At 70.8% G+C, this 16,760-nt stretch carries 15 protein-coding genes and 2 tRNA genes; 7 read left to right on the plus strand and 10 right to left on the minus strand.

The genetic code is table 11. From position 1 onward, the window contains the following. The first annotated feature begins 8 nt into the window (after nt 1-8). The gene (gene rsgA / locus ACF088_RS02365) at nt 9-1,016 is read left to right on the plus strand and encodes a ribosome small subunit-dependent GTPase A (RefSeq protein WP_392373491.1); all 1,008 of its coding nucleotides are present in this window, start codon (nt 9-11) and stop codon (nt 1,014-1,016) included. A 164-nt stretch (nt 1,017-1,180) separates the two neighbouring features. Continuing rightward, nucleotides 1,181-1,504, plus strand: a complete 324-nt coding sequence (locus ACF088_RS02370) for a DMT family transporter (protein ID WP_392373492.1) — start codon at nt 1,181-1,183, stop codon at nt 1,502-1,504. Nucleotides 1,505-1,628: 124 nt separating this feature from the next. Here ACF088_RS02370 and ACF088_RS02375 read toward each other — a convergent pair whose 3' ends face one another. After that, complete coding sequence (locus tag ACF088_RS02375) at nt 1,629-2,363, minus strand: TetR/AcrR family transcriptional regulator (RefSeq protein ID WP_392373493.1); 735 nt, start codon at nt 2,361-2,363, stop codon at nt 1,629-1,631. A 175-nt stretch (nt 2,364-2,538) separates the two neighbouring features. Here ACF088_RS02375 and hisN point away from each other — a divergent pair, with 175 nt between their 5' ends. Both hisN and ACF088_RS02385 read left to right on the plus strand, forming a co-directional pair. Then, nucleotides 2,539-3,342: a histidinol-phosphatase gene (hisN, locus tag ACF088_RS02380; RefSeq protein ID WP_392373494.1), complete on the plus strand. Its 804-nt coding sequence runs from the start codon at nt 2,539-2,541 to the stop codon at nt 3,340-3,342. Between the two features lie 151 nt (nt 3,343-3,493). After that, nucleotides 3,494-3,895 (plus strand): CBS domain-containing protein, encoded by a 402-nt coding sequence (locus ACF088_RS02385; RefSeq protein WP_328391071.1) that lies wholly within the window; start codon nt 3,494-3,496, stop codon nt 3,893-3,895. A 174-nt stretch (nt 3,896-4,069) separates the two neighbouring features. Here ACF088_RS02385 and ACF088_RS02390 read toward each other — a convergent pair whose 3' ends face one another. Beyond that, nucleotides 4,070-5,533 (minus strand): catalase, encoded by a 1,464-nt coding sequence (locus ACF088_RS02390; RefSeq protein ID WP_392373495.1) that lies wholly within the window; start codon nt 5,531-5,533, stop codon nt 4,070-4,072. Between the two features lie 163 nt (nt 5,534-5,696). Here ACF088_RS02390 and ACF088_RS02395 point away from each other — a divergent pair, with 163 nt between their 5' ends. Both ACF088_RS02395 and ACF088_RS02400 read left to right on the plus strand, forming a co-directional pair. Continuing rightward, entirely contained in the window at nt 5,697-6,116 is a 420-nt protein-coding gene (locus tag ACF088_RS02395; RefSeq protein WP_088799853.1) for a Fur family transcriptional regulator, read from the plus strand. 97 nt (nt 6,117-6,213) lie between these two features. Then, nucleotides 6,214-7,206: an ATP-binding cassette domain-containing protein gene (locus ACF088_RS02400; RefSeq protein ID WP_392373496.1), complete on the plus strand. Its 993-nt coding sequence runs from the start codon at nt 6,214-6,216 to the stop codon at nt 7,204-7,206. Here the strand turns inward: ACF088_RS02400 and ACF088_RS02405 are convergent. The 4 genes from ACF088_RS02405 to ACF088_RS02420 all read right to left on the minus strand — a co-directional run bounded on the left by ACF088_RS02405 (nt 7,188) and on the right by ACF088_RS02420 (nt 12,467). Then, nucleotides 7,188-7,261: transfer RNA gene (locus ACF088_RS02405), tRNA-Met, on the minus strand. The genes ACF088_RS02400 and ACF088_RS02405 overlap by 19 nt on opposite strands. 125 nt (nt 7,262-7,386) lie before the next feature. Next, nucleotides 7,387-9,237: a sel1 repeat family protein gene (locus ACF088_RS02410; RefSeq protein WP_392373497.1), complete on the minus strand. Its 1,851-nt coding sequence runs from the start codon at nt 9,235-9,237 to the stop codon at nt 7,387-7,389. 228 nt (nt 9,238-9,465) lie between these two features. Beyond that, a tRNA-Met gene (locus ACF088_RS02415) sits at nt 9,466-9,542 on the minus strand. Nucleotides 9,543-9,650: 108 nt separating this feature from the next. Continuing rightward, complete coding sequence (locus tag ACF088_RS02420; RefSeq protein ID WP_392373498.1) at nt 9,651-12,467, minus strand: UPF0182 family protein; 2,817 nt, start codon at nt 12,465-12,467, stop codon at nt 9,651-9,653. A 205-nt stretch (nt 12,468-12,672) separates the two neighbouring features. Between ACF088_RS02420 and ACF088_RS02425 the strand changes: the two genes are divergently transcribed. Further along, nucleotides 12,673-13,245 carry a PPA1309 family protein gene (locus ACF088_RS02425; RefSeq protein WP_392373499.1) on the plus strand — a complete coding sequence of 191 codons (573 nt, stop codon included), beginning with the start codon at nt 12,673-12,675 and terminating at the stop codon, nt 13,243-13,245. A 71-nt stretch (nt 13,246-13,316) separates the two neighbouring features. On the opposite strand, the gene ACF088_RS02430 is transcribed toward ACF088_RS02425, so the two are convergent. The 4 genes from ACF088_RS02430 to ACF088_RS02445 form a co-directional block, all read right to left on the minus strand. Beyond that, entirely contained in the window at nt 13,317-14,414 is a 1,098-nt protein-coding gene (locus tag ACF088_RS02430) for a PDZ domain-containing protein (protein WP_392373500.1), read from the minus strand. 139 nt (nt 14,415-14,553) lie between these two features. Beyond that, a complete protein-coding gene (locus tag ACF088_RS02435; protein WP_392373501.1) occupies nt 14,554-14,736 on the minus strand; it encodes a hypothetical protein in 183 nt (60 codons plus the stop codon). Nucleotides 14,737-14,939: 203 nt separating this feature from the next. Further along, on the minus strand, nt 14,940-15,449 hold the full coding sequence (locus ACF088_RS02440; RefSeq protein WP_392373502.1) for a molybdenum cofactor biosynthesis protein MoaE: 510 nt from the start codon (nt 15,447-15,449) through the stop codon (nt 14,940-14,942). A 103-nt stretch (nt 15,450-15,552) separates the two neighbouring features. Continuing rightward, a complete protein-coding gene (locus ACF088_RS02445) occupies nt 15,553-16,704 on the minus strand; it encodes an SDR family oxidoreductase (protein ID WP_392373503.1) in 1,152 nt (383 codons plus the stop codon). Between the last annotated feature and the right edge of the window lie 56 nt (nt 16,705-16,760).

Raw genomic sequence — 16,760 nt, forward strand, 5'->3', positions numbered from 1 at the left:
CCGCCGCCATGCGCCGCTACGGAAAGAACCCCGACGAGGACGACATCCGCGTCCGCCCCAACCCCAAGGGCAACCGCCCCCGGACCACCATCCGCCCCAAGCACGAGGACGCCGGCGAGGGCCTGGTGCTGACCGTCGACCGCGGCCGTCTGACCTGCCTCATCGACGGCCGTACGGTCACCGCGATGAAGGCCCGCGAACTGGGCCGCAAGAGCGCGGTGGTCGGTGACCGGGTCGCCGTCGTGGGCGATCTGACCGGCACCAAGGACACCCTCGCCCGGATCGTCCGGGTCGAGCCTCGCACCTCGACACTGCGCCGTACGGCCGACGACGACGACCCGTTCGAGCGGGTCGTGGTCGCCAACGCCGACCAGCTCGCGATCGTCACCGCGCTCGCCGACCCCGAACCGCGCCCCCGGCTCATCGACCGCTGTCTGGTCGCCGCCTTCGACGCGGGCCTCGACCCGCTCCTGGTGCTGACCAAGTCCGATCTGGCCTCCGCGGACACCCTGTTGGAGTCCTACGGCGATCTCGGCGTCCCCTACCTCGTCACCAACCGCGACGAACTCGCCGACGGCAGCGCCGCCGAGCGGGTGCGGGCCGCGCTGACGGGCCGTATGACGGCGTTCGTCGGGCACTCCGGAGTGGGCAAGACCACCCTGGTCAACTCCCTGGTCCCGGAGCGCCGCCGGGCCATCGGCCATGTCAACGCGGTCACCGGCCGCGGGCGGCACACCACCACCTCCGCGCTGGCGCTCCCGCTGCCCGGCGACTCGGGCTGGGTCATCGACACCCCGGGCGTACGGTCCTTCGGGCTGCATCACGTGGATCCGTCCCGGGTCATCCACGCCTTCCCGGATCTGGAGCCCGGCACCGCCGGCTGCCCGCGCGCCTGCAGCCACGACGAACCGGACTGCGCACTGGACGCCTGGGTCGCCGACGGGCACGCCGATCCGGCCCGTCTCTACTCCCTGCGCCGCCTCCTGGCCACCCGTGAACGACGCGAGGGCGACTGACCTTTGACGTTTGCCACCGCCCGCCGGAGGTAAGGGCATAATCACACCAAGGTCGGCGTAGTGCTCAAGCAGGCCCTGATCGCCCGGACGGGGCCCGAACGAGTGATTTTGACGCCCGTCGTCGCTCACGTAAGACAGGCACTGGCTGACGGAGGCAATGGGACATGGCGTGGCTGCTGGTCGTGGTGGCGGGGATCCTGGAGACCGGCTTCGCGGTCTGCCTCAAGCTCTCGCACGGCTTCACCCGCCTCTTCCCGACCATCGCCTTCGCGGCCTTCGCGCTCGGCAGTTTCGGCCTGCTGACGCTGGCGCTGCGCAAGCTCGACGTCGGCCCGGCGTATGCGGTGTGGACCGGCATCGGTGCGGCCGGGACGGCGATCTACGGCATGGCCTTCCTCGGCGACCTGGTCTCCACTCTCAAGATCGTCTCCATCACCCTGGTCATCGTCGGCGTGATCGGGCTGCAGCTGTCGGGGTCGGCGCGCTGAACCGGGAGCGCCGGTCCGCACGGCGGCCGGCGCAGGGCCCCTGTGGGAAGGGCCCCTGTGGGCAGGGCGCCCGTTCCCCGCAGGCCGCGCGAGGCCCGTCCACCGCCGCGGCCGTGACGCCCCGTCACCCCTGGCCGGCCGGCGGCGGGCCGGCCGCCGTCCGGGCGAAGGCCCCCCGTACGAGCCGGGACACCGCCTCCGTCTCCAACTCCCTGCGTGGGTGCTGTGCCGGTATGCGCCCCGGGCCCTGCGCCGCGCCGGGAGCCGGCGGGGCGACGACACAGGCCAGGGTCAGCCGCGCCGCGGTCTCACAGGCGGTACCCAGGGCGGGCAGCTCCTCCGCGGGCCAGTCGGGCTCCAGCGCCGCCACCGCCTGGTCGCAGAAGCGGCCGACGATCTCCGCGGGCCCCGGCAGCGGCCCCTCGACGGGCGGCGCGGCGCGCTGTCCGGGGATGCCGGGCCGGTCGGCCCGTACCGGCGCCGGGTCGGCCGGCGCCCTTGAAGGGGTCGGCAGCCGGTCGCTCCAGCAACCGGTCAGTACGGCCCTGACCAGGGGATTTGCGCGGGCGGTCCGTAGCGTCCAGGCGGCCGCGGCCACCACCCGGCCCGCCGCGTCGCCCCGCGACCCGGCGGCCGAGGCGCCCCGGGACAGCGCCCGGGCGACCCCGGCGAGGTAGTTCTCGGTCTCCCGGCGGACCAGGGCGCGGGCCAGTCCTTCCTTGCTGCCGAACTCGTTGTAGAGCGTCTGCCGGGAGACGCCGGCGGCGGCCGCGACATCGACCATCCGTATGGCCGTCCAGGCGCGTTTCGTCAGCGCCGTGTAGGCGGCATCGAGCAGGGATTCACGCGCTGCGGGCATCCGTCGCCTCCCGGCCGCCGGCCCAGGTGGCCGGTGTGCGCACAGAATTGACGCGGCGCCAGATGCTGTCAAGGGTCGTCGCGGCACCCACTCACCGGCGGGCCCGGGGGCCGTCACACGCCCGGCGGCGCATAGCCGTGTGGCTCCTGCGTATACCAGTCGATACTGTTCGCACATGCCCGACTATCACGATGATCTTCGCCTCGGCCATGTTCTCGCGGACGCCGCGGACGCCGCCACCATGGAGCGCTTCAAGGCACTCGACCTCAAGGTCGAGACCAAACCGGACATGACACCGGTGAGCGAGGCGGACAAGGGCGCCGAGGAGCTGATCCGCAGCCACCTCCAGCGGGCCCGGCCGCGGGATGCGGTGCTCGGCGAGGAGTTCGGCAGCGAAGGCGCGGGGCCGCGACGCTGGATCATCGACCCGATCGACGGCACGAAGAACTATGTCCGCGGGGTGCCGGTCTGGGCGACGCTGATCGCGCTGATGGAGCGCGGCGAGGGCGGCGACCGCCCGGTGGTCGGCATCGTCTCCGCCCCGGCGCTCAACCGCCGCTGGTGGGCCGCCGACGGCCTGGGGGCCTTCACGGGCCGCAGTCTGACCTCCGCGAGCCGGCTCCACGTCTCGCAGGTCGGCCGCATCCAGGACGCCTCGTTCGCCTACTCGTCGCTGACCGGCTGGGAGGAGCGCGGCAAGCTGCCCGGTTTCCTCGATCTGAGCCGGGACTGCTGGCGCACCCGCGGCTACGGGGACTTCTGGCCGTACATGATGATCGCCGAGGGGTCGGTGGACATCTGCGCGGAGCCGGAGCTCTCACTGTGGGACATGGCGGCGTGCGCGGTGGTCGTGAAGGAAGCCGGCGGACAGTTCACCGGCCTGGACGGCAAGCCGGGCCCGCACAGCGGCAACGCGGCGGCCTCCAATGGCCTGCTGCACGAGGATCTGCTCGGTTATCTCGGCGACTCCCCCCGCTGACCTGCGGCGGGGCGGATATTCGGACACCCGTCCCGCAGTTGCCCCTTGTTGCATCGGCACAGGCATGTGAACATGAGAATCCCCCACTTTGTGAACTTGTGAATCTCTTCGCAAGGCACATTCACCAAGGAGGTGGCTCCACTCCATGCCCATGCACGTCAAAGACGCCATGAGCACGGTGGTCCTCACCATCGGGCCCGCTCACACCCTCCGACAGGCGGCTCAGCTGATGGCGGCCCGCCGCATCGGCGCGGCCGTGGTCCTCGACAACGACAACAGCGGCATCGGCATCCTCACCGAGCGCGACATCCTCAATTCCCTCGGCGCGGGCGAGAACCCCGACCGGGAGACCGCCCAGACCCACACCACCTCGGACGTGGTCTTCGCCGCTCCGCACTGGACCCTCGACGATGCCGCGGACGCCATGGTGCGCGGCGGCTTCCGCCATCTGATCGTGCTCAACGACCATGAACCGGTCGGTGTGGTGTCCGTACGCGACATCATCCGCTGCTGGTCGGCCGCCACGGAGCGGGCCGACGCCGTACCGGCCTGAGCACTGGGGCCACCCGCACGAAGAGGCCGGAGCCCCATGGCATCCGGCCTCTTCGGTTGGTACGGCAAGCGGCAATTGAGCAACCCCCGCGGCGATCAACCACCTCCGCGAGAGCGGCTGGGGGTACCTCCCGGCGTTAGCCGGGGGAGGATCAGCCGCAAAAAGGGGTCCCGCTCAGCCGCGCAGGGCCTGGACCGCGGCTTCCAGCCGCTTGCCGTAGTCCGCGTCCGCCTTGCGGAAGTTCTCGATCGCCCGCTGGGCGATGTCGTCGCGGGAGACCTGGGAGATGAAGCCTGCCAGGTTGTTGATCAGGCGCTCCCTCTCGTCCTCCGACATCAGGCGGTAGAGGGTGCCGGCCTGGACGAAGTCGTTGTCCTCGGCGTGCGAGGGCGCGGCCTGCTCGACGGTGGCACCGGTCACGGTGGCCGGCTGCCACAGGGGGCGGCCGGTCTCGTTCGGGCCGCCGAAGCTGTTGGGCTCGTAGTTCTTCTGACCCGCGTGCCGGCCGTCGTACAGCACGCCGTCCCGGCCGTGGGTGCGCGCCTCGGTGGCGTGCGGGCGGTTCACCGGGAGGTGGTCGGCGTTGATGCCGACGCGGTAGCGGTGGGCGTCGCCGTAGGCGAAGAGACGGCCCTGGAGCATCTTGTCGGGGGACGGGCCGATACCCGGCACGAAGTGGTGCGGGGAGAAGATCGACTGCTCGACCTCGGCGAAGATGTTCTGCGGGTTGCGGTTGAGCTCCAGCTTGCCGATCTCGATCGGCGGGTAGTCCTCGTGCGGCCAGACCTTGGTCAGGTCGAACGGGTTGAAGCGGTAGTTGGCCGCCTCGTCCGCGGGCATGATCTGCACCTGGACGGTCCAGCTCGGGAAGTCGCCCCGCTCGATGGACTCGCGCAGATCACGCTGGTGGCTGTCGGCGTCCTCGCCCGCGAGCTTGTCGGCCTCGCCCTGGGTGAGGTTCTTGATGCCCTGGTCGGTCTTGAAGTGGTACTTGACCCAGAAGACCTCGCCGGCCTCGTTGTTCCACTGGAAGGTGTGCGAGCCGTAGCCGTTCATGTGGCGGAGCGTGGCGGGGATGCCGCGGTCGCCGAACAGCCAGGTGACCTGGTGGGTGGACTCGGGCGACAGACCCCAGAAGTCCCAGACGTTGTCCGCCTCCTGCGAGCCGGTGTACGGGTCGCGCTTCTGGGTGTGGATGAAGTCGGGGAACTTGATGGCGTCCTTGATGAAGAACACCGGGGTGTTGTTGCCGACGAGGTCGTAGTTGCCCTCTTCGGTGTAGAACTTCAGCGCGAAGCCGCGCGGGTCACGCACCGCGTCGGCCGAGCCGAGGTTGCCCGCGACCGTGGAGAAGCGCAGAAAGGTCTCGGTCTGCTTGCCGACCTCGGAGAGGAACTTGGCGCGGGTGTACTTGGTCACATCCGCGGTCACCGTGAACGTGCCGTAGGCACCGGCGCCACGGGCGTGCACGATGCGCTCCGGGATGCGCTCGCGGTTGAAGTGCGCGAGCTTTTCGATCAGGAGCTGGTCCTGGATGAGGCCGGGACCGCCGATACCGGCCGTCTCGCTGTTCTGGTTGTCCCCGACCGGAGCCCCGGACTCCGTGGTCAGCGGTCCGGTGGTGCTCTCTACCGACACGTGCGCCTCCTGGAAAGTCTTCTACACCCTGCCCTTGGCTTGCGCCGGTCACGATCCTACATTGGACAATGTCTAAGTCAAGAAGAACCCGAAAGCCGTACTCGATCCGGTCATGGACCGGCCGCTGCTACCCTTGGCTCTATCTGACTGATAGGTGATTGGCATGAGTGACCTGCTGGAACGGCTCCGAGGGCGCGGCTGGCGGCTGACCGCGCAGCGACGCGTCGTCGCCGAGGTCCTCGACGGGGACCACGTCCACTACACCGCCGACGAGGTGCATGCGCTGGCATCCGACCGGCTCCCCGAGATCTCCCGCGCCACGGTCTACAACACCCTGGGCGAGCTGGTCTCGCTCGGCGAGGTGATCGAGGTGAGCACGGACGGCCGGGCCAAGCGCTACGACCCCAACGCGCACCACGACCACCAGCACCTGATCTGCTCGCGGTGCGGCACGATCCGCGACGTCCACGTCCAGGGCGACCCGCTCTCCGCCCTGCCCGAGCCGGAACGCTACGGCTTCCAGGTCTCCGAGGTCACCGTGACCTACCGGGGCATCTGCCCCACCTGCAGCGCCCCGTCCTGACGCCGGGGGGATCCGGCCCCCGCCCGGGCCGCCCTCGCACCACGCCACGCCGTACGCACCGCCGAGCCCGCGCCCACCCGGCCGCGGGCTCTTTCGCGTGCCCGGCCCGCCCGCCGGCCGCACCCCCGTCACCACACCCCCACACCAGCTCACCCCGCACCCATGCCCGCCCGCCCCTTCCTCAAATCTGACGGACAGTCATATCGTCGGCGCACCGCACTTTCCGGCCACCGGGCCCGCCCGGGCCCGGGCCCCGCACGACGGCGGCATCCTGTCCGCACTCCGCAAGGAGCACCCCGCGGGAGAGCCGCACCCGCCCCCCGCAGCGCACCGCCCACCCGCCGGCCCGTACGCCCCGCCACCGGCCCCGCGCGCCCGCGCCCTGGCCTGCTCATTCGGCCGCGGCAGCAAGGCGCCGGCGACCCTCGGCCCCGTCAACGCCGACATCGCAGCGGGCGAATTCGTCTGTGTCGTCGGCCCGTCCGACTGCGGAAAGTCGGCCCTGCTGCGCATCGCCGCCGAACTGGTGCGCCCCACCGAGGGCGCGCTGGAAATCCGGGCGAGCGCCGACCGCCCGCACCGGAGAGGTCCGCGCCACCCCCGAATTCACCGCCCTGAAGGCCGAGTTGAGGTACGCGTTCCTCGGCGGCCAGGCGCAGGGCGAACCGCTCGGCGGCGACCTGTACGGCCCGAAGCTGCTCCAGCAGGAACCGGACGCCGGGGTCGCCTTCCTGCGCGCCTGCATCCGCACGGTCGACACGTACTGCGTCGGCGACCACAAGGCCGACCGGGCCTTGGTCGCCGGGCCGGGCCGGCTGCTCGACGTCGACGGGTCGATCCTGACCTCGGTGCCGTCGCTCCGGATCGCCCCGGAGGGACTGGGAGATCGGAAAGGGCACCGCGGACCGGCTCCGGAAGGCCTACCGCGAGGCCGGTGTCACCAAGGGTGCACCGCTGCCGGAGAACCGGCTCGTCGACCGCAGTCTCTCCGCGGAGGCGGTCGGCCACCGGGTACGGAAGTAGGCACGACGAAGGCCCGGATCCTCAAGGAATCCGGGCCTTCGTCTTCAGTAGCGGGGACAGGATTTGAACCTGCGACCTCTGGGTTATGAGCCCAGCGAGCTACCGAGCTGCTCCACCCCGCGTCGTTGTTGGCTTTACTCTAACCCCGGGCCGACGACCAGCGCAAATTCCTTCCGCGCGGCCCGGGACCCGGCCCTGTGGACCCGGCCCCGGACTCCCGTACGCCCCTGCAGGCTCGGCCCGTCCGCTACGCGCTGAGCTCCTCCTGGAGCGCCGTCCGCAGCCGCGCCGCACGCTCCGCCACCTCCGGCGGCCCCAGCTCGACGGCGCGCGCACACCAGCTCTGCGCCTCCGCGAGCGCACCGCGCCGGGCGGCGAGCAGCGCCAGCCGCAGCGCCGCCCGGCCGTGGCCGGTCTCGGCGGCGCGCTGCCACCACAGGGCTGCCTCGGGAAGGCTGCCCTCGCGGGCCAGCAGCAGCCCGAGGTTGAAAGCACCGTTGCGGCTGCCGGCCTCGGCCGCCGCGCGGTACCAGTCGGCGGCCTCGACGGCATCCCCGCGCGCCGCCGCGAACATGCCGACCCGGACCTGGGCGCGACGATGCCCCTGGCGGGCGGCTCGCTCGTACCACTGCACGCTCTCGTCGTCCGCCGTGCGCTCGCTGTCCGCCCGCCCCTCGCCCGCGGCGGCCGCCCGGCGGTCGAGGAGGTCCGCGAGCCGGAAGGCCGCCTCGGAGCTGCCGCCACCGGCCGCACAGCGCAGATTCCGCTCCGCGTCCTGCAGCGCACCGTCCCGCAGCTGCACGATGGCGACCTGGAGGGCCGCCTCCGTGTGCCCGGCCGCGGCCGCCCGCTCGTACCAGGTGTGCGCCGTGCGCTCCGCACCGCGCCCGGCGAAGAGGATGCCGAGGTTGAACGCGGCATCGACGCTGCCCGCCTCGGCCGCCTTGGAGAACCACGGCTCGGCCCCCGCCGCGTCACCACGCTGCAGCAGCAGGATGGCCAGCGCATTGGCGGCCTCGCGGTGCCCGGCGTAGGCGGCCCGGCGGTACCACTGCTCGCCGCGCCCCTCCCGGCCCTGCTCGGCGCAGAGCAGCCCGATGTTGTAGGCGCCGTTGACGTCCCCGGCGTCCAGCGCGGTGCGGTACCAGCGCTCGGCGGTCTGCAGTTCGCCGCGGTCGGCGTGCAGCGCTCCCAGCGCGTTGGCAGCGTTGCCATCGCCGTCCTGGGCCGCCCGCCGCCACCACTCGGCGGCGCTCTCCTCGTCCCCCGCGTCACGCAGCAGGAAGCCCAGCGCACAGGCCGCGCGCGCCTCGCCGTCCTTGGCGGCGGACAGGTACCAGCGGCCCGCCTCCTGGACGTCCCCGCGGTCCTCCAGCAGCGCGCCCAGTTGCAGCGCGGCCCGCCGGTGACCCCGCGCGGCGGCCTGGCGGTACCACTGCTCGGCCTCCTCCTGCCGGGTCAGCTCGCCGTACGCGGGGACCGCGCGCCGGTCCGTGTCGCGGCCGTCCTCGATGAGCCGGGCCAGCCGGTACGCGGCCTCCCGGTGGCCGCGCTCGGCGGCCGTACGGAACCAGCGCTCGGCGCCGATGTCGCCGCGGTGCTCCAGCAGGTCGGCGAGGGCGTACGCGCCCAGGCAGTGTCCGGACTCGGCGGACTGGCGCAGCCAGTACTCGGCGGCCGGCTCGTCGCCACGCTCGCGGTAGTGGCGCCCGAGAGCGTGCGCCGCGGCGGCGGAGCCCGCGACGGCCGCGATCCGCCACCAGCCCGCCGCCTCGTCCCCGTAGCCCCGCTGGTGCAGCAGCACGCCGAGGTTGTTGGCCGCGGCGCGGTCTCCGGCGGCGGCCGCGGAACGCAGATGCGGCTCGGCGCCGTCGAGGTCACCGCGGCGCAGCAGCATCGCGCCGAGCGCGCTCATGGCGGCGGTGTCGCCCGCCTCTGCGGCCCGGCGGTGGCCGGACTCGGTCACGGCATCGGACGCTTCCGCGGCCTCCGCGGCCTCCATCGCGTCCATCGGCAGCTCGGATTCGCGCCCGTCGTCGGGCGCATGCACAAACCGGTCCGTCTCCAACAACCTTGCCTTGTCCCCCATAAGACCCATCGTCGCATCACCTGTAACCCGCGTACACCTGGTATACCGCAGCCAGTGAGGTCACTTCAGCGGTTTGTCGACTTCCCGACACGACGACTTGCCAAACTCAAGCACACACCTTCCCCACATCGGCCGCGCGACCCGGCTTTGCCCGGTAACGAACCCGAAGACATGACGGCATGAAGACATGAAGACATGACGAAGGCCCGGATCCTGAGGATCCGGGCCTTTGCCTTGTGGTAGCGGGGACAGGATTTGAACCTGCGACCTCTGGGTTATGAGCCCAGCGAGCTACCGAGCTGCTCCACCCCGCGCTGTTGTGTCCTCAACGTATCACGGCGGCGGGACGGCTCCGCACCACCGCGGCCCGGTGGCCACCGGCGCGAACCGGCGGCCACGGGGCCGGGGGGCACACGGCCGGCTCAGCCGGCCGGCTTGCCGCTCTTCTGGGAGGCCTTCGCCGCCCGGTCCAGCGCCGCCTTGAGCTTCCTCTGCGCCTCGCCGTAACCGGCCCAGTCGCCCGAGGTACGCGCCCTCTCGCCCTCTTCGTAGGCCTTCTGTGCGTCGCCCAGAGCCTGCTGCACCGTCTGGCCGGACGGCGGCTGCTGTCCGGTTCCGGTGTCGCCGCCGCCCGGCGGGTTCTGCGAACCCGTACTGGGCGCCTTCTTGCCGAAGACCACGTCCAGCGCGTCCTTGAGGGAGTCCTCCAGGACGGGCTTGTTGTCGCCGTAACTGACCAACACCTTCTTCAGGAGCGGGTAGTTGGTGTTGGCGCCGCGCAGATACACCGGTTCGACGTAGAGCAGTCCGCCGTCCAGTGGCACGGTCAGCAGATTGCCGTACTCGATCTCCGAGTCGCCGAGTTTCTTGAGGATATTGAGCTCATTGGCGATGTTGGGATCGGAGTTGAACTTCGACTGCACCAGCTGCGGGCCGGGCACCGGCGTCTGCGAGGGCAGTTTCAGCAGTCTGATCCTGCCGTAGTCGCCGCTGGTCGCATTGGCGTCGACGGCCATGAACGCACCGAGGTTGTCGCGCTTGTTGGGCGTGAAGGTGGTCGTCAGCGAGAACGCCCGGTTCTTCTGGTCCGGCATCTTCATGCTCAGGTAGTACGGCGGTACCGCGTTGCCCGACTTGGTCGTCGGGTCGTTCGGGATCTGCCAGCGCTCGGAGCCGGTGTAGAAGGTGCCCGGGTCCGTGACGTGGTACGTGGTCAGCAGCTGGCGCTGCACCTTGAAGAGGTCCTGCGGGTAGCGCAGGTGCTCCTTGAGCGCCGGGCTGATGGCGCTCTTCTTCTCGACCGTGCCGGGGAACGACTTCATCCAGGTCTTGAGGACCGGGTCCTTCTCGTCCCACTGGTAGAGCTTCACCGAACCGTCGTAGGCATCCACCGTCGCCTTGACGGAGTTGCGGATGTAGTTGACCTGGTTCTGCTGGGCCACCACCGTCCGCTGGCCGTCGGTGAGCGAATCGGCCGTGCTGTCCCCGAGCGTGGTGCGCGAGGCGTACGGATAGCCGTTGCTGGTGGTGTAGGCGTCGACGATCCACTTGATCCGGCCGTTGATGACCGCCGGGTAGGCGTCGCCGTCGATGGTCAGCCAGGGGGCGACGGCTTCGACGCGCTCCTTGGGCGTGCGGTTGTACAGGATCCGCGAACCCTTGCCGATCGCTCCGGAGTAGAGGATCTGCGGCTCCCCGAATGCCGCCGCGTAGGCGGCACGGTTGACCGGGTTGGAGAGGCTGACGCCGCTGTTGCCCCGGTAGCTGTAGCTCTTCTCACCGCTGTCGTCGGAGTAGTCCAGTTCCTTCTGCGGACCGCCGACGATGGAGTACTGCGAGGTCTTCTCGCCGTAGTACACCCGCTGCTGGTACGAGCCGAGCTGCCCCTTGGCCGGCAGATCCGACTCGGTGTACTTGGGGCCACCGCCGTCGGAGGCCTCGGTCCCCTTGGCGGCGACCGCGCCGTAGCCGTGGGTGTACTTGAAGTGGTCGTTGATCCAGTTGCGCTCGGGGATACCCGCGATGTTCAGCTCGCGCAGACCGATGACGGTGTCCTGCTCGGCACCGTCCTTGTCCTTGTAGCGGTCGACGTCGAGGGTGGAGGGGAACTGGTAGTACCCGCGCACCTGCTGCTGTTGCTGGAAGGCGGGCGAGACCACGTTCGGGTCGAGCAGGCGCATGCTGGCCGTGGTGTCGGCGTCGTCGCGCAGCCGCTGGCTGTCCGCCTTGTCGGCGGGCTTGTAGTCGCCCTTGTACGGCGTGACCTCGGAATCCTGGATGTCGTACGCATCCCGGGTCGCCTTGATGTTCTGCTTGATGTACGGCGCTTCCTTGGCCTGCTCGTTCGGCTGGACCTGGAACTTCTGCACGATCGCCGGGTACAGCCCGCCGATGAGGACCGCGGAGAGCACCATCAGACCGAAGCCGATCACCGGCAGCTGCCACGTCCGCCGCCAGAGGGTGGCGAAGAACAGCACCGCGCAGATCGCCGCGATGAAGAACAGGATCGTCTTCGCCGGGAGGTAGGCGTTGGCGTCGACGTACCGCAGGCCCGTCCAGTTGTCGGCCGATTTCAGGCCGCTGGACTTGACCGCCAGGCCGTACCGGTCGAGCCAGTACGCGATCGCCTTGAGCGAGACGAAAATGCCCAGCAGCACCGACAGATGGCCGGTGGCCGCCGCGGTCGCCCGCGAGCCGGGGCTGGTCAGCCGCAGTCCGCCGTAGAGGTAGTGGGTCAGCGCCGCGGCGACCAGACACAGCACCGCGCAGGCGAAGCCGAAGCTCAACAGGAAGCGGTACCAGGGCAGATCGAAGGTGTAGAAGGCGATGTCCATGCCGAACTGCGGGTCCGTCTTGCCGAAGGGCACGGCGTTGACCCACTGCAGCCAGGTCCGCCACTCCCCGGAGGCGGAGGCACCGGCGATCAGGCCGATCACCGCGGTGACCGCGATCAGCGCCCACTTCTTGAACGGCGCAATGCCCATCCGGTAGCGGTCCAGGCTCTGCTGCTCCACGGACATCGCGCTCAGCGGCGGCCGCAGCCGGTACGCGAGCCAGACGTTGACACCGACGGCCACGGCCATCAGAACGCCGAAGGCGAAGAACAGTCCGATCTTGGTCCACAGGGTGGTGGTGAAGACCGAGGAGTACTTGACCGAGCGGTACCAGAGCCAATCGGTCCAGAACCCCGCAAACATCACGAAGAGCATGGCCAATACGGCCAGCACACCCAATGTCATGAGCAGGGTCCGGATCCGCCGCGATGGTCGGCCGACTCTGATCCGTGGCCCTGTCGGGCCTCCGCCGCGGTCCGGCATCTGGAAAGCCAAGGTGCGCACCTCGAAGTTCGCTGTCGTGTGGAGCAGGCCCGGCGATAGTAGGACCCACCGATGCAACTTACGAAGGCTTTACTCAGTTCCCGCTTTCCGGGGTACACAAGGCACGATGTTGAGCATGACTGACCTTCCTGGCTCTCCCGCTGCCGGCACCCCCCTCGCCGCCGACCCCCTGACCCGCGCGGTGCTCGAGATCGACGAGTACAGCGCCGGGCTCGGCTGGGATCAGCCCGCCCGACTGTTCGCCCTCGTCGACACCGCCAAGCTGCGTGCGCAGGAGCCCTCGCTCGCCGCCCAGCTCGGCATCGACGACTCCACCACCACGTCCCTGACCCCCGTGGAGCAGGACGAGATCCCGGCGGGCGTCCCGCTGGACGAGTTCCTCGCCACCATTGCCTGGCCCGACGCCGTCACCGGCTGCGCGCTGACCGTGGAGCGGCTGATGCTGCCGCCGTCCGCCGAGGACTCCGAGCCCGCGGGCATGGACGAGGCGCAGCTCGCCAAGTGGGTCGCCGGGCACCCGGAGCGCCAGGAGGTCCGGATGACGGTGGCCGTGCTGCGGGACGGCCGGCGTGAGTCGGCGCTGCGGCTGCGCGAGAAGGACTCCACGTCCGAGGTGCTCACCGGCTCCGCGCTGGTACCGGGCCTCGCGGAAGCGCTGGCGGCGACGTTCGAGGGCTGACGGCGGCCTGCCGGGCCGGCGCCCGGGCCCGACGTGCGCGTCGGGCCCGGGCGCCGGCCGGATATCAGGCCCTAGGCGTGGCCCGCGGGGCTGCAGCTCGGCAGGCCCGCGGTGTCTCCCTTGCGGATCTTCTCCAGCGCCTTGACGGCGTCGCCTATGGTGCCGACCTTGACCAGGGTGAGCCCCTGCGGGGTGTCCTTGGCCGCGGCGGCGCAGTTCTCCTTGGGCGTCAGGAAGTACCGGGCACCCTTGTCATGCGCACCGACCGTCTTCATCGAGATGCCACCGATCGGGCCGACCTTGCCCTGGTCGTCGATGGTGCCCGTACCGGCCACGAACTTGCCGCCGGTCAGGTCCCCGGGGGTGAGCTTGTCGACGATGCCGAGCGCGAACATCAGCCCGGCGCTCGGGCCGCCGACATCGGCCAGCTTGACGTCGATGGGGAACGGGAAGAGGTGATCCACCCCGGCCTGGATGCCCACGATGGCGCGGCCGTCGCCCGCCTTCTGCGTGCTGACCGTGATCTGCTTCGCGCCGGTCACGGGCTTCTTGCCCCGCTTCTCCGCCGCGGCGGCGACCTTGGCCGGGATGATCGTGAAGACCACCTTCTCGCCCGGCTTGTGCCGGGTGACGAGCTTGGCGACGTCGCCGGCCTGCTTGACCTGCGTGCCGTCCACCGCCTTGATCACATCGCCCGCGTGCAGCCGCCCGTCGGCCGGCTTGTCCTTGACGACGGAACCGACCACGGTCTGGGTGCCGACCGGGATGTGCAGCTGGTTGAGCGCGGAGGCCTTGGCGCTCTCCTGGGACTGGCTGAACTCCTCGGCGTTCTCCTGGTCGGCCTGCTCGGCCGTCTGTCCCTCGGGGTAGAGCGTCTTGTGCGGCACCACGGCGTTGTCGTGGTCGAGCCAGCCGTACACCGCCTCGAAGAGGTTCATGCGGTAGTCGGGGCCGGTGACGCGGACGGTGGTCATGTTGAGATGACCGGTCGTCGGGTACGTCTTGCGCCCGGAGATCTGCAGCACCGGCTCGCCGTCGTGATCACCGAGGGTGTTGACCGTCGGCCCCGGTGACATCTCGGAGTAGGGCACGGGGATCAGTACCCCGGCGCAGAGCAGCGCGATCAGCATCAGGGTCGAGGCGAGCAGCGTCGCGGTGCGGCGTGGCATGGAACGACAGTACGGGACGGGTATGACAACCGGCCCGCGGGGCCGTCCGTACGAGGGCGAACGCCCGGCCGTGGGCCCGCCGGTACGCGAGGGTCATCGCAAGGAGTGGCGCTCGGCTTTCCCGCACCCAGCGGAAACGTCAGACGGGGTCCGAGGCGGGGTCGGGAACGGAATGCTCTTTTTCCATGGCGTCACGGAACCGGGCATAGCCCGCGAGTTCGGCAACGTCCCCGGTCCTGCGGTTCCGTAGGGCCCAGCTGCTCCACACCGCGGCAATCAGCCCGGCACCGACCGGAATCAGCAACCAGAGGAGCGCACCCATCAGCGACCTCCCAACCCCTTGTACGACCGCGATCGACGAATAAGCAGATTAACCATCTGCTCGGTCAACGCTCACGCCAGGGGGCGGGTTACGCAACCGGAACACAAGGCACCGGTTCGGCCTCATGTTCGGAGGCCACCGCCCCGTGGCCACAGGGCCACTACCTGCGCGTCTGTCATGCCGCCTGCCCCGGGAAAGCGTCGTCACGCATCGGCCGGATTCCCGCTCCCGGTGCCGGCCCCCACCCACTCTTCGGTGCCGTCGGTGAACGTCTGGTGCTTCCAGATCGGCACCTCGTGCTTGAGGTCGTCGATCATCCTGCGGCAGGCCTCGAACGCCTCGTCGCGGTGCGGGCAGGACACCGCGACCACCACTGCCGGCTCACCGATGCGCAGATCGCCCACACGGTGGACGGCGGCCAGCGCCCGCACCGGGAAGTCGGCGATCACCTTCTCGGCGACCCGGCGCATCTCCGCCTCGGCCGTGGGGTGCGCGGAGTAGCCCAGGCCCTCCACGTCGGCGCCGTTGTCGTGCGAGCGGACCGTGCCGACGAACAGGGCCGTACCGCCGGCCGCCGAATCCCCCACGGCCGCGAACACCTCGTCCACGGACAGCGCGCGCTCGCGGATCTCCAGGAGCCTGATCGGGTCCGGCGCGGCCTGCTCACCGGGGTGGTCGCGGCGGGGGGACGAGGGGGAAGGCGTGCCAGACATACCCCCATCGTGCCGTACGCGGGCACGTCGGGGTATGGCCGTTTCCGCCGGTCGTCCCGGCCGCCGTATGGAGACTCCTCCAGCCCGGCGGGCCCGGTTGCGCTCAGATACGGCGGCGGGCCTTACGGGCGCGCCGGACCAGGGCGGCGGTGCCCAGGAGGGCGACGGTGGCACCGGCGGCACCCGCGGCGGTGGCGTCCTTGCGGCCCAGCCTGCGGCCCGCGACGGTGTGCCGTCCGGCGACCTCTTCCAGGAGCTCGGCGAGCACCTCCTCGTTCGTCCACCGGGGGCGCCAGCCCGCATCGTGCAGCCGGCTGCCGCTGACCACCCATGGGTGCATCGTGTACGCGAGGTCGCCGGCGGGGGAGGGTGTCAGGCCGATGCGGTGCAGGCGGGCGGCGGCGCCCAGGGCCACCGAGGACGGCAGCTCCATGCGCCGGATGCCGGAGAGCTCCTCGACCTCCTCCTGCTCCAGCCAGCCGTCGCAGCCCACCGCCAGCTCGCCGTCGACCTTCTCCAGCGCGGCGAACTCCAGGGCGCTGACCAGGTCCTCGACGTGACAGAACTGCCAGGCGGGACGGGATCCGGCGACGACCAGGAGGCGGGGCGATTCGAAGTAGCGGGTCAGCGCGGTGTCCGTGCCGCCCACCAGGACGGTGGGGCGCAGCACGGTGACGTTCAAGCCGGGGTGCGCGCGGGGCGCACGGTGCGCCAGGTGCTCGATCTCCAGGAGGTCGCCGACACCGGTGGCGTCCGCGGTGGCCCGCAGCTCGGCGTCCTCGGCCAGGGGAACATCATTGTCGGGCAGCGCCCCGTACACCATGGCGGAGGTGCACAGCACCACCCGGTGGACGCCGGCGGCCGCGGCGGCGGTGAGCACGGTCTGGGTGCCGCGCACGTTGTACGCGGTGCGCGCCGCGTCGTCGGTCTCCAGGTCGAGGTCGAGCGCGAGGTGGACGACGACGTCCGCGCCGCGCAGCTTGTCGGCGATGGCCGGGTCCCGGACGTCCAGGACGTGCCAGTGCGCCTCGGCGACGTCGCCGCGCCGCTCGTCGATGGCCACCACCTCCTTGACCTCGTCGGACGCGACCAGGGCGCGGGTGAGCAGCGCACCGACTCCGGAGGCGGCTCCGGTGACGGCGACGACGGGCCGGCGCAGCGGCCGGTCCGGGGCCCCACCTGCGCCATTGCCTGCCTTGTCGGTCTGGGCCGCAGCGTTTCGCGCTGCGCGAACGGTCGGATCTGGGGAACTCACCGGGCGTCTCCAGCGGTTGTCTTCAGTGCGGACGTGTGGTCATACGTGCGCACCAG

Source organism: Streptomyces sp. NPDC015125 (assembly GCF_043080045.1).
Lineage (GTDB): Bacteria > Actinomycetota > Actinomycetes > Streptomycetales > Streptomycetaceae > Streptomyces.